The organism is Okeania sp. SIO3I5 (assembly GCF_010672085.1).
Lineage (GTDB): Bacteria > Cyanobacteriota > Cyanobacteriia > Cyanobacteriales > Microcoleaceae > Trichodesmium.
This window is the reverse complement of the sequence record NZ_JAAHHT010000048.1, coordinates 33,599-47,991: the sequence shown is the minus strand read 5'-3', so window position 1 is coordinate 47,991 and position 14,393 is coordinate 33,599. Positions and strand designations below refer to the sequence as shown.

The 14,393-nt window shown below is 38.1% G+C and carries 7 protein-coding genes and 1 CRISPR repeat array; of the genes, 4 read left to right on the top strand and 3 right to left on the bottom strand.

The window, feature by feature from the left end; translation table 11 throughout:
- Nucleotides 1–373: 373 nt before the first annotated feature.
- Nucleotides 374–1,396 carry an NAD(P)-dependent alcohol dehydrogenase gene (locus F6K40_RS13860; protein ID WP_293136751.1) on the bottom strand — a complete coding sequence of 341 codons (1,023 nt, stop codon included), beginning with the start codon at nucleotides 1,394–1,396 and terminating at the stop codon, nucleotides 374–376.
- 399 nt (nucleotides 1,397–1,795) lie between these two features.
- Here F6K40_RS13860 and F6K40_RS13855 point away from each other — a divergent pair, with 399 nt between their 5' ends.
- The 4 genes from F6K40_RS13855 (at nucleotide 1,796) to F6K40_RS13840 (ending at nucleotide 10,500) form a co-directional block, all read left to right on the top strand.
- On the top strand, nucleotides 1,796–4,159 hold the full coding sequence (locus F6K40_RS13855; protein ID WP_293136749.1) for a pyridoxal-dependent decarboxylase: 2,364 nt from the start codon (nucleotides 1,796–1,798) through the stop codon (nucleotides 4,157–4,159).
- Nucleotides 4,160–5,443: 1,284 nt separating this feature from the next.
- Nucleotides 5,444–7,846, top strand: coding sequence for a CHAT domain-containing protein (locus tag F6K40_RS13850; RefSeq protein WP_293136747.1), 2,403 nt, complete (start codon nucleotides 5,444–5,446; stop codon nucleotides 7,844–7,846).
- Nucleotides 7,847–8,539: 693 nt separating this feature from the next.
- Complete coding sequence (locus F6K40_RS13845; protein ID WP_293136746.1) at nucleotides 8,540–9,454, top strand: tetratricopeptide repeat protein; 915 nt, start codon at nucleotides 8,540–8,542, stop codon at nucleotides 9,452–9,454.
- Nucleotides 9,455–9,912: 458 nt separating this feature from the next.
- Complete coding sequence (locus F6K40_RS13840) at nucleotides 9,913–10,500, top strand: Uma2 family endonuclease (protein ID WP_293136757.1); 588 nt, start codon at nucleotides 9,913–9,915, stop codon at nucleotides 10,498–10,500.
- A gap of 677 nt (nucleotides 10,501–11,177) precedes the next feature.
- Nucleotides 11,178–11,723: direct repeats of the CRISPR family, unit length 36 nt; unit sequence CTCTAGTGCTTCACCCGAAGCGGAATTAATGGAAAC.
- Nucleotides 11,724–11,894: 171 nt separating this feature from the next.
- Here the strand turns inward: F6K40_RS13840 and F6K40_RS13835 are convergent.
- Nucleotides 11,895–12,425, bottom strand: a complete 531-nt coding sequence (locus F6K40_RS13835) for a UPF0175 family protein (protein WP_293136744.1) — start codon at nucleotides 12,423–12,425, stop codon at nucleotides 11,895–11,897.
- 816 nt (nucleotides 12,426–13,241) lie between these two features.
- Nucleotides 13,242–14,339, bottom strand: a complete 1,098-nt coding sequence (locus F6K40_RS13830) for a D-alanine--D-alanine ligase family protein (protein WP_293136742.1) — start codon at nucleotides 14,337–14,339, stop codon at nucleotides 13,242–13,244.
- Between the last annotated feature and the right edge of the window lie 54 nt (nucleotides 14,340–14,393).

Sequence of the window (14,393 nt, the reverse complement as noted above, 5' to 3'; positions counted from 1 at the left end):
CCTAACTCCTAACTCCTAACTCCTAACTCCTAACTCCTAACTCCTAACTCCTAACTCCTAACTCCTAACTCCTAACTCCTAACTCCTAACTCCTAACTCCTAACTCCTAACTCCTAACTCCTAACTCCTCAGTAATACGATAACTAATTACCCGGATTCTATATAATTAAATACGTTTACTCTCCCAGAATACCCATTAGACCTCTCCAAAAATGCCAATTTGGAAATGGCAGGGTAAGGGTTTGAGAACCTTTTCTGGAGAGGTCTATTGATAAGCCTTCCATGAAGGAGCCAGCTATCGGGAACGCAGACTCCAAAAATTATACTGAATCCTGATTCCTGACTCCTGATTTCCAGTCGAAGGCTGTTAAATTTATTCAGAAGTTAAAACGATCCGGTAACGAGCCTTATTTGCTGACACCTTATCCATTGCTTCATTAATTTGAGAGATAGACATAGTTTCAATCATTGGTTTAATCTGATGAATTGCTGCAAATTCCAACATTTCTTTCATAAAACGCCGTCCACCAACTACACTACCGACAACAGCTTTTTGATCGAAAACTAAAGGTAATAAAGGTATATTTAACATCGAAACAGGAAGCCCAACTAAGCAGAAAACGCCATTTTTTGCTAATAAACTAAAGGCTTTCTCCCAATCAACTTCTGATGAAACAGCACTAATAAGTAAATCTATACTGCTACTAGCTGCTGTGATTTCTTCTTGACTGTTCCAATTACAAAAATGGTGCGCTCCAAATTCTTTTGCTTCCGTTTCTTTATTAGGAGAAGTAGAAAAAGCAGTAACTTCTGCTCCCATCGCCCGGGCAAATTTAATAGCTAAATGTCCTAACCCTCCTATTCCTATTACCCCTACTTTTGTCCCCGGATATTTAATATAGGTGCGTAGGGGAGTATAAACTGTGATGCCAGCACAAAGTAATGGTGCTGCACTTGCAGAGTCTAAACCATCAGGTATTTTGTAGGCAAAATCAGCAGAAGCGCGTAACTTGTCAGCAAAACCTCCATGATTTCCTACAATTAAACCTGTATAGCCTTGACGACAGACATTTTCTTCTCCTCGTAAACAAGCGTCACAGACTCGGCAGGAATTACGAATCCAACCAAAACCGACGCGATCGCCAATTTTCAGAGAAGTAACATTTGGACCTATTCGAGTAACATTTCCGACTACTTCATGACCAGCAACCAGAGGAAAACTACTCACGTCCCAGTCATTATCTCTCATGTGAATATCAGTATGACATAAGCCATTATGGGTGACTTGAATTTCTATATCATTAGTACCTAAAGGTAATGGTTCATATTGCCATTGTTGGAGTTTTTCACCTACTTTTAGGGATGCGTAAGCTGTAAATGTCTCAGTCGTGGACATAATTTAATTCCTCTGTGAAAATATTTTTATTATATTAACTCCAGATATGTTTCAATAAAGTTTTCAATGTAAGAGATGAGGTATGGCCAAATTGGCCAGATTAAGAGTTTGGACTATACTATAATTCTGGCTTAAAAGTTGTGTAAGTCCCATTAAAAAAAATTGTCAGTTCAACGTACTTGAATGATATTTTTAGGACTTACGCACATAATGGCCGTTAACCCTTACTATAATAACATCTCCAGAAAAGGTTCTCAAACCCTTACCGCACCCTTAAAATTGGCATTTTTGGAGAGGTCTAATGATAGTTATAGTGGTTATAGATAAGTCCTGATTATGGGTCTTCAAGGTGCAAAAACTTCTACAAAACAGTGAGTCAAATCAAATCACAACGTAACAATGAAATCAAATAATTCTCAAATTCAAGAGCTGCTGGATATTCTCAATGCTCAAGACTCAGGAAGCACCTCTTTAGAAGGATGGTTTTTAGGCTCAAAGGCTGAAAATGCCGATAAACTGGAGCAGTTAATCGTAGAAGCAGTACGTGATCAAGCATTTTGGCGACGAAACTTCCACCCAGGCGATCCCACCCATATCACCGAACAAATAAAACAACAACCAGAATATATTCAGGCGATCGCTTCGGTAAAAGAAAACTTTCAATCCTTGCTAGCATTCCTCAAAAAATCTGTTCCTTTCTTCAGTATGCGCTATCAAGGCCATATGCTCTGGGATATGACGATGCCTGCTATTCTAGGTTACTTTGGAGCAATGTTGTATAACCCTAACAATGTTGCTTTTGAAGCCTCAACTGCAACAACACTTCTGGAAATGTGGGTCGGGGATGACCTTTGTCGAATGTTGGGTTACACGATTCCAGATGAAACTGAAATTGAAAAGGGAGCGATTCGACCTTGGGGACATATAACTTGTGGAGGTACTGTTGCTAATATTGAAGCAATCTGGTCTGCAAGAAATCTCAAGTTTTATCCCATTGCTTTTCAGGCAGCGCTGAAAAATGAATCCTCCCTCGCAGCAGCAAAAAATATTAAAATTTCTCTCCCTACTGGTGAGTCAAAACTGCTTATTGAACTTGATACCTGGTCGTTGCTAAATCTCAAAAGTGATGACATTCTGGCTTTACCCAGTCGTTTGACTCAAGAATATGAAATAAATAGTGAAGCGATCGCCGAAGCTGTCTCAAAATATTCTCTGCAAAATATAGGAATACAAGAATTTTCCCATAAGTTTCTCAGGGATATTGCAGCGTTACCAGTATTTCTAGTTCCGGGAACAAAACACTACTCTTTTCCCAAAGCTGCTGCAATTCTGGGAATAGGTTCATCAAATATAATTAATGTTCCTGTTGATGAAGACGCACGGATGAGTATTCCCGAATTAGAGAAAATTATCAACGAATGTCTAGCCGAAAAAAGACCAGTATATACAGTAGTTGCAGTTATTGGTAGTACAGAAGAGAGTGCTGTCGATCCCATTCAAGAAGTTTTGAAACTACGAGAACAGAAATACCGCCCCGCAGGGCTAGAATTTACAGTTCATGGCGATGCAGCTTGGGGAGGTTATTTTGCAGCTTTGTTGCGGGAAGACGATACCAAACTACTAGAAATTCCTGAGAGTCAACAAAAACCCAGTGCTGAGGTCAATTTAAGTGCTTATGTCACCCAACAGTTTCAAGCTTTGGGAAATGCTGATTCCATTACTATCGATCCTCATAAATCTGGTTATATTCCTTATCCCGCAGGCGCTCTTTGTTACCGCAACTCAGCAATGCGAGATATGGTGACATTTAAAGCTCCCTATATTTCTCACGGTGAAGCGGAGCCAACAATAGGTATTTACGGTGTAGAGGGATCGAAGCCAGGTGCTGCTGCTGCCGCTGTTTATCTGAGTCATCGGGTAATTCGCCCGACTAAGAGTGGGTATGGGAAAATTCATGGTAAGGCTCTATTTAGTTGTAAAAAACTTTATGCCAAACTGTTGTGCATGGCAGATCCTGAAGATCGTTTTATTGTTGTTCCTGTACCGCGACTTCCTGCTGAAATTAACGGGGGTGATGTTGAGCAACAAATTAGGTTTATTCGAGACAGAATTGATGGTAAAAGTAATCAAGAAATTTTGGCAGATCCGGAAGCTATGGCATTATTATCAGAAATAGGTCCAGACCAAAATATATTGACTTATGCTTTTAATTTTAAACATCCAGATGGCTCTCTGAATACTGATTTGAATCTGGCAAATCGCTTAAATAAAGCTATGTATGACCAGCTTAGTATTAAGCCAGGACATGATATATATAGTTATGATTTGATTGTGAGTACAACGGATTTTGATAATCCTAATTATGGAGAAATATTCGTAGAAAATTATAAACGTCGTTTGGGAGTAGGAGATTCTGTGGGTGATTCGATCACGGTGTTGCGATCTACAGTTATGGACCCTTGGTTAACCGAAACTAAAAAAGGTTCGTTTTTAGATGTAATTGAAAAGGGGCTTCGTAAAGCTTTTTCTCAGGCACTTTTTAAGGATTCTATACTGCAAGTTTTTGAAGAGATTGATGTCAATAAAGATGGTATTTTAGAAATGTCTGAAATTGAAGCTAAGTTTAAGGAGCTTGGTTATAGTGAGCCAGAGATTGAAAGTTTCTGGAAAGTTAGTGATGTTAACCGGGATGGTTATTTATCTAAAGCTGAGTTTTTTGAGAATTTTACACAATTTTTGTTGTCATCTCAGATGAATAGTTGATATCATGTCCGGTAGCATCGGTATAATTTAGATAGTTAATCTAGGAGTCAGGAGTCGTAGGGGCGATTTCCTGCGGAATGCGGAGCAAACGCGAATCGCCCCTACAGTAGTCAGAAAGGAAGAGAATTTAGAAAGATTTGCACATTACAGCAGTTTTCATTTTGGTAGACCAATGTAGGGACGTTCCATGGAACGTCCCTACATTTTTTATTCTGGTTATTCACGCAAGACATAATATTAGAGATATACCATTAATATTATCAAAATAATTGGGTCTAAAACCCCGCCAGTATCAGCGAAATGTTTTTAGAGGGTTGCTCGCGCATCCCCGTTACATGCGTCAACTTCTGACTTCTAACTTCTGACTTCTGACTTCGTTAACCGATACCAACTCTACAGCAAAATTTGCCGATATCTAGACAATCTTGACTCAATAGCTTTTGAGCTTTCAATGATATAAAAAAATGATGGTTTCACCTACCGGATTCACAATATTAATTGATAATTTGGTATTATATCAATCGAAAAGGGGTGATTTAATGACTAAAAACAAATACAGTTATGATAAGCAGAAAAAATTTATAGTCAATAAAGCAGACAACAAAGAAACTTTTTACATATAATATTGTCTAGGGGAAAAAATAGGTTAATCTGTCATTTAGTCAGTTTAACCAGATTAATAATTCCTATTGCTACTTGCTACCCAATATCTACTATTTTAGATGTCTGGCCGCAAATTAAAATGTAAGTATTTAACCGAATTAATACTTAGTTTTAGTCTAGTAGTGGCATGACACGCTTAGAAATGTCGGTCTTTGTAGAACGAAATGAAACCCAACAAAGCTTTATTATTATTGGGTTTGGTTCCTTAACCCAACCTACCCTTATCATACCATTTTAGTTGTGTCAGTCTACTAAATTAATATTTTAGTGCTGATGGTCAAATTATCCAAAAAGCACTCCTGAATTAGTTAATAAGTAGTTGTATAGGAAGGTTAAAGATAAGTCCTCAAAAATCTAATACTAAAATAGAGCAAGAGGCAAAAAAAATCAGCGTTACCTTATCTAACTAACAAGTCTGCAGTAATCCCAACAGTCAAGTTAGTGATAGATAACGCCAAAACTAAGCGTGCAAATTGCTAGTCCTGGGAAATCATAACCAGCAATAGCCTGATTTAGACTAGCATCAAAACCACAGCCGTCATTTCTTTTCCATGTATTCACAGATAAAAGCGAAGATCGGGAGTTTTGGCGGAATAAATTGAGCAGAAGGATAAAAAACAAGTGACTCAAGAATTTCATATTTCAATTACTCCCCTGGGAGAAGACGAATATTTTGTCCGCACCGAAAAAGTACCTGCTGGTGGCCTCTTGGCAGAAGAAAGAGTCCAATGGCCTGTAGAACAATGGCTGGCCCAAGCACGTCACCTATTTCGCGATCCATTAATCGATCTCCTAGAAGGAAAGTCCAATTCTCAGGTAGTAATTCCCGATCAGGTTGTGGCCAGATCGGGGGAAGTAGTAACCCCAAATTTAGTGGCATTAGGCCAAGAAATGTATCAACAACTGTTCAAAGATACCCTGAGAGATAGCTGGAGTTGTGCCCAAGGAATCGCTCATAATCGAGGCGAGGTTTTACAGTTACGTCTAGGTACTAAAGACAGACGTATATCCAGTTTGCCTTGGGAGGTACTCCATGTAGGCGATCGCCCCTTGGCAACTGGTACTGATATTGTCTTCTCTCGCTATCAACCTAATACCTGCTTACCTAAATCTACCCGGATCTTAACATCTGAAGAACCATTAAAAATCTTGATGGCGATCGCTACTCCTAGTGATAAGGACAGTCTACAATTAGAAAAAGAATATGAGGCATTACAAGAAGAACTGCAAAAAAATAGTGGGGAAACTCAGATTCATCTAGATATTCTTCGGCAACCAGGACGCGAACAACTTACCCAAGCATTGGAACAAGGTAAATATCAAGTTTTCCATTATGCAGGTCATAGCACCTGGGGTATTTCTGGTGGTGAAATATCTCTAGTGAGTAATATCACAGGTTTAACAGAAAGTCTGAGTGGTAAGGATCTAGCAGGTTTGCTAGTTAACAATGGTATTCAGATGGCGGTATTCAATTCCTGTCGAGGTGCTTACAACCATATTGTTCACTCCACTGATGAGGGAGTAGAGATTAACTTAGCGGAAGCTATGGTAAAACGAGGAATTCCGGGAGTGTTGGCAATGGCAGAACGAATTCCAGATGAGGTTTCTCTGATTCTGACACGCTTGTTTTATCGTAACCTTAACCAAGGTTATCCGATAGATTTAAGTTTGAGTCGGGCAAGACAAGGTTTGATTTCTGCGTACGGTTCACATGAACTTTATTGGGCATTGCCTGTTGTTTATCTACATCAAGATTTTGGTGGATATTTAATTGAACAACAAAACTATTCTCAAAATGAAATAGAAGAGGATCTCCCGATGCCTATTGATGAAAAGATTGAATCTTTTGAGTACCCAGAAGATTCAACTCGCGTACAACCAGATATCGAACTGGAGCAACTGGAGAACGAGGAAGAATATTTTACTGAACCTGAAACTGATAATTTGAATCAGCAAGTTGAAGAGAGTAAAGAGGAAGTAATGACATTCCAGATGACACTTCAGGAGATATTGCAAGAAATAGAAATAGGAAAACAATTAGAGAATCAGGACTATGAAAAACCAGAAGATTTAATAACACCTACAGAAAGTAGTGAAGAATCAAATCAGTCAATAGTCGCGACATCAAATACTGAGAAAAAGTCTCAAAAGTTTTCCTGGAAAAAAACATTAGGATATGCAATTTCAGGAATGATGTTATTTTTTGGTACTAACCTGATTAGTGTCAATCGTCAATTACCAACCAGTGCTAAATTGCCCAAAGCTCCAGCTCCAACTTTGAACTATGAATATAACAGGATTAGACTTGTTAATCAGCCAATTAATAGTATTCCAGAAGTACAGACTCTAGCAATTCAACAGTTTAATCAAAATGATATTCAAGCTGGTAAAATGGTAGTTGAAACATTATTAGAACAAGGAGAATTAGTCAAAGCAGCAGAAACAATAACTGCTGTGCCAGAAAAACTCAGCAATGCTCCAGAAATCAATTTTCTCAAAGGTAGATTAGCTTGGGAATTATTCCAAGATAGCAATCAAAATAATCTGATAGATGAAGCTATAAACTATTGGGAAAAAGCGGCTGCCAAAAAACCAGAGAATATTCAATATCAAAATGCTTTAGGCTTTGCTTATTACACCAAAGGAGATATAGAAAAAGCTTATGCAGCTTGGTTGAAAGTGTTACATTTATCTGGAGAAATTGTCCCAGAAATAGAAAAAGCTCGTCCTGTTTCTTATAATGATCATAGAAATTTATCTGTTAAGAATAGAGAAGTTCTAAATGCTCATGCAGGTCTAGGATTAGTGACACTTAAATATGCTAAAAATTTACAAAAAAATCCTGTTCAAGCATTCAAATATGCTGGTAAAGTTATGAGAGAAGCTGGTCAAGAATTTCATATCCTACAATTACAAAAAAATTGGTTGTGGTCTCCTAGAGCGCGTCAAGATTGGGATTTACTATTGAAGCTTCGAGAGCGGCAGCCATTTAAAGGTAATAAAAATTCAGAAGAGCTGGCTTAGTTATTTCATTTATTAGTTATCAGTACCGACTGCTGAAGCTTTATCTTGAAATACTGATTATTAAAAAGAAGAGGTAATTATTATAGTAATTCCCACAGTTATGAAGTACATTTACAATCCCCCTAAATCCCCCTTTGTAAGGGGGACTTTGAAGGCTCACCCCTTACAAAGGCAGGACTGTTTCATTAGTTATCAGTTATTAGTTATCAGTACCGACTGCTGAAGCTTTATCTTGAAATACTGATTATTAAAAAGAAGAGGTAATTATTATAGTAATTCCCACAGTTATGAAGTACATTTACAATCCCCCTAAATCCCCCTTTGTAAGGGGGACTTTGAAGGCTCACCCCTTACCAAGGCAGGACTGTTTCATTAGTTATCAGTTATTAGTTATCAGTACCGACTGCTGAAGCTTTATCTTGAAATACTGATTATTAAAAAGAAGAGGTAATTATTATAGCAATTCCCACAGTTATGAAGTACATTTACAATCCCCCTAAATCCCCCTTTGTAAGGGGGACTTTGAAGGCTCACCCCTTACAAAGTTATGCTTTACCCACATCTGTTAAATTTATTACAGGATAGGGGAGATTTCCAGTTCCCCCCTTTCAAAGGGGGGTTAGGGGGGATTTCCAGCACTGTACCTCACAAAGGGTGAGAATTGCTATAATTATTAATTATTAATTATTGAACATGACACAAAAACATGAAAATACGGTAATTTTTTTTAACTCAGTTCCTGGCAGAATACTTTCACACCTAATTGCTGTTTTGTTAACTCTAGGTGGTGTTTGGTTATTTCAAAATCGACCAGTAAATTATTCAAAAACTATATCTTTAACTCCCGATCCAATTAACCTTGAAAGATATAATAAAGAACAACCTATTAATTATAGTGCTAATACTGTAGAAGCAGAAAAAAAATTAGCTCTTGAACAATTTAAAAAGAATGATATTCAAGCTGGAAAAAAGGCTATAGAATCTCTGCTAAATAGAGGCGCTTTTTTAGAGGCAAAAGAAGCTCTTAATATTGTCAAAAATAGACCTAATAATAACAAAAATATTGACCCAGAAATCTATTTTTTATACGGTCGATTAGTTTGGGAGTTGGCTCAAGATGGAAATAGAAATTATACTGTAGATGAAGCCTTGTTTTACTGGGAAAAAGCAGTCGATAAAAGTCCTGATTCTGTTCTATATCAAAATGCTATAGGTTTTGCTTACTATACCAAAGGAGACTTGAAAAAAGCTTATGATGCTTGGTTCAAAGTCTTAAAATTATCAGGAGAAATTTTACCAGAAATAGAACCATTGCATAACATTTCAACAGAGAGTATTACTACTCCAGAAGTTGAACAAAAAGATGCTCTTAATGCCTATGCAGGGATTGGATTAGTAATGATGAAATCTGCTCAAACTTCTGAGGGAAATGAGCAAAGAGAACGCTGGTTGAGAGCGCTACAATATCGAACAAAGGTAATGAAAGAAGCGGCTAGAGAATATGATATTCCTCAACTTCGACAAAATTGGTTATGGCCGCGAGTAGCGTTACGAGATTGGGATTTTTTGATGAGAATAGATTGGAATATTTTGAGGAAAAAAAGGTAGATTTGGAATTTAGAATTTAGAATTTAGAATTTTAGAATTTCCAGAAATGTTTGCAAGCTTAATTACCAGTTGACGGCAGGTGTTCCCCAATATGATTTATCTAATCTTTTTTATCAAAATAATTGGATCTAAAACCCCGCCTTTTAAGGCGAAATATTTTTGTAACGGGGCTTAAATCCCTGCTCCAAAAATAACTTCTGACTTCTGACTTCTGACTTCTAACTTCGTTAACTGCTGCTACCTCGGAGGAATCAGTTATATCAAATCCGGTAGCATCGGTATAATTCAAGACTGTAGGGGTTTGGTCTCCAAACCCTTCACCAACTGGGAGTTTTCACTCTTTTCTGATGGTAGAATTATATTACTCCGAAGCCAGCGGATTTGATATTATATGATGTTTTAAGTATTCTCAAGCAAATTGCTAAAATTATGAGCGCAAATATTGGAGGTAATGAGTGATGAATATTCAAACAGAAAAACGGTTATACACGCCTGAAGAATATTTGACATTAGAAGAAAAGGCGATCGATAAACATGAATATCGAGATGGAAAAATTATACTTATGTCAGGAGGCACAACTAATCACAATCAAATTGCAGGGAATTTTTGTCGCAAATTTCCTTTGACAATTGAGGAGCAAGAATATGATATCTATATCAGTGATGTCCGCTTGTCGATACCGCAACATGGCGTTTTCACCTATCCTGACGTAATGGTAATTAAAGGAAAGCCAATTTATGAAGGAAAGGGTAGGACAAATGTAACTAATCCTTCAATTATTGTGGAAGTTCTTTCTGAATCGACGTGGTATTATGACTGGACGGATAAGTTCAAATATTATCGTTCTATTCCTGAATTTCAGGAATATCTTTTAATTGATCAATATCGATTTTATGTGGCTCAATATTTTAAACAAGAGGATGGGCAATGGGTTTTCAAAGATTATGAAGGAGGAGAAACAGTTTTAAAATTGGCTTCAGCTAATTTTGAAATTTCGTTTCAAGATTTGTATCAAAGAGTGGATTTTGAGTTGGATGAAGAATAATTATAATGGATAATGGATAATTGATAATGGATAATTTTGACGGCAATAAAATGGTTGTAATATTTGTCTATTAATTGAGGGCGAAGTTTTTCAAAGACTGTTCGGCAGCGATCGCTAAATTCTGCTTTGACAGGTTTGCGTCTAGTTATTTCTTGAGAAAGCAAAGTCCCTGTTTCAAAAACAACTTTTGACTTCTAACTTCATTTTAAGCGATCGCTTCTTGTTCTGTATCCATCTTCTGAGTTCAGAAATCCCTGTTACAAAAACAACTTCTGACTTCTAACTTCTGACTTCTGACTTCACTGAATGGCCAGTTTTTTTGGCAGAAATTAGGTATTAATTTGGGGTTGACAATTTGTGAGGTTAAGGTTAATATTGAAAGTAAGAGTAACGGTCTAAAGAACCTTGACAAATGAATAGGAGTAATTTTTTAGTCATTTCTACTCTTTAAGGAGTGGTTAAAAGGTGGTTTTTCATCTTTGCATGGTACCCCATATACGCACCTCGGAGAATCGCTGAAACCCTGATTCTTTCCTTGACCTGCGTTGATGCCATGCCAGGAGCGGGTTTGAGGGTCGTCGTTTTGGCAAAATTTGCCGATTTGATTTTTTAATCAAAGGGGTGCGTATATTTGGGGGTCTGAAAGCCTTGATTTGTCGTGGTTCTAAAACCGAACTCTCTAGTGCTTCACCCGAAGCGGAATTAATGGAAACGTATTCCCCAATGTGTTCAATAGGTTGACGAACAAACTCTAGTGCTTCACCCGAAGCGGAATTAATGGAAACCATGAAATCACCTCCTGTGCCAAATTTAATAAAACCTCTAGTGCTTCACCCGAAGCGGAATTAATGGAAACAGCAACAACAATATTACTCCTTACAACATCAGCCAACTCTAGTGCTTCACCCGAAGCGGAATTAATGGAAACAGAAGATCCTTTGCAAAACCCTGTAAAGCTAATAACTCTAGTGCTTCACCCGAAGCGGAATTAATGGAAACCAAAGTATGCCTACCCCCATTACAAATAATATTTTAACTCTAGTGCTTCACCCGAAGCGGAATTAATGGAAACATCTTTCTAATCTTGCGACTGCTATATTGACAAAAAGGTCTCTAGTGCTTCACCCGAAGCGGAATTAATGGGAGCTAAAATCCCCCCTAACCCCCCTTTGAAAGGGGGGAACTGACTCTAGTGCTTCACCGAAACCAGAATTAATCGAAACCTCCTCTAGCGTTGAGGAGGTTTTTTTTGCCAAATTTTTCCTTTGTGCATCAGTAGACAATAAAGTAGGGACGTTGCATAACAAAAATGCGGACGTCCCTAAAGGGTGATCATTTTAAAGATAAATGTTGGGTTTCGCTGCCGCTCTACCCAACCTACAGAGAAATGTTAATTATTGGGAATGTGTATTAGCTAAATCCGATAATATTTCATTTTCTGTTAAATCGATCATTGCTACTCCATAGTCATTTAACTTTAATAAAAATGTAACTCTTTCTACTCCCAATAAATTAGCAGCCATTCCTGATGAAATGCGTTTCATTTCATATAATTTTACAGCCATTGCCCATTTTGCTTCTTGTTCAAAAGCTTCAGGAGTTTTACCCATTGCATCAGGAAAATTATCGGGATATTCAATTATCAATTGTGAAACCATGGTTTTTATTAACTCTCCAGTTACAGCAACTAATATCATGTCTGGTTGAATAGTTATACTCCACAGGAATACCAGAGGAAATCCCCCCAACCCCCCTTTGAAAGGGGGGCAGCAGAAGGGAATATTGGTTGAAAGAGATAAAGGTTTTTTATCACTGATTATCCGGACATGATATAATTCTATTTCAACAAAAAATTCGCCGTTATCTCCAAATTTACCAAAGATTATATCCTGCCACAAACTCTTATAATGTTGGGTTTCGCTCACGCTCTACCCAACCTACAGAAAATTGTTAATTTCAATAAAGTTATGGCATAAGTCTAAATTAAATTCTTAAGCCCCCCTTCCCAAGGGGGGTTTGGGGGGATTAAGCCTGCCACAAACTCTTATAATGTTGGGTTTCGCTCACGCTCTACTCAACCTACAGAAAATTATTAATTTCAATAAAGTTATGGCATAAGTCTAAATTAAATTCTTAAGCCCCCCTTCCCAAGGGGGGTTTGGGGGGATTAAGCCTGCCACAAACTCTGATAATGTTGGGTTTCGCTCACGCTCTACCCAACCTACAGAAAATTATTAATTTCAATAAAGTTATAGCATAAGTCTAAATTAAATTCTTAAGCCCCCCTTCCCAAGGGGGGTTTGGGGGGATTAAGCCTGCCACAAACTCTGATAATATTGGGTTTCGCTCACGCTCTACCCAACCTACAGAAAATTATTAATTTCAATAAAGTTATGGCATAAGTCTAAATTCTTAAGCCCCCCTTCCCAAGGGGGGTTTGGGGGGATTAAGCCTGCCACAAACTCTGATAATGTTGGGTTTCGCTCACGCTCTACCCAACCTACAGAAAATTGTTAATTTCAATAAAGTTATAGCATAAGTCTAAATTAAATTCTTAAGCCCCCCTTCCCAAGGGGGGTTTGGGGGGATTAAGCCTGCCACAAACTCTTATAACGTTGGGTTTCGCTCACGCTCTACCCAACCTACAGAAAATTGTTAATTTCAATAAAGTTATAGCATAAGTCTAAATTAAATTCTTAAGCCCCCCTTCCCAAGGGGGGTTTGGGGGGATTAAACCTTACTTAGGAATGTCTTTCTAATGCTAACTGAATCAAAGTATCCACTAACTGATCAAAAGGAATACCGCTAGCTTCCCAAAGCATGGGATACATACTGGTGGCAGTAAAACCAGGCATGGTATTAATTTCATTGATAAAAATTTCTCCGGTTTTCTCCACATAGAAAAAATCTACTCTCGCTAAACCTGCTGCATCCACTGCTAAAAATGCCTGGGTTGCCATTTCTTGGATTTGAGTAGCGATCGCCTCACTCACCCGCGCTGGAATAAATAAATCGGCTTTTCCTTCTGTATACTTGGTTTCGTAATCATAAAAATCACTCTCAAAAGTAATCTCACCAACTACAGAAGCTTTCGGGAAGTCGTTCCCCAATACCGCACATTCTAATTCTCTCGCTTCCACACCAGCTTCAACAATAACTCGGCGATCGTAACTAGCAGCATTATCCAAGGCAGTTTCTAATTCTGAACGGGTGCGCACCTTAGCAATACCCACGGACGATCCTAAATTTGCAGGTTTAACAAAAGAGGGATATCCCAAAGCTGCTTCAATATCGTCGCACAGTTTAGGAAATACACAAGGATTAGACCAAATTTGCGCTCGCGTCACTGCCCGATACTTGACTTGTGGCAAACCTGCGTACTCAAAAGCTATTTTCATCGCTATTTTATCCATACCCATTGCCGAACCCAAAACTCCAGAACCCACAAAGGGAACCTGCATTAATTTTAGTAAACCCTGTATGGTGCCATCCTCCCCATTGGGGCCATGGAGAACTGGAAACCACACATTTACATCTGCTACTTGGGGGGGAGTTTGCCAGAGATTAGAAGAAGTTTGTTGAGCTAGGGATGTATTGGCATCATTATTATTTTCATCTGTCAGTTGCAATGAGGGTGGTTTGCCAGACTCCAGCACTTGTTGAGAAAAATCGCTTGGTTGCCAACAACCATCTTTTTGAATATAGATAGGCATCAATTCGTATTTGCCTGTATTTTTTCCTGTACTTAAGGCAGTAGCGATCGCTTTGGCGGAACGAATGGATACTTCATGTTCGCCAGAGCAACCACCGAATAATAAACCTACTCGTAATTTTGTCATTCTTAGATTCCTTGAACAGAATTTTGTTTCAAATAGATTATCATAACCCAGAAG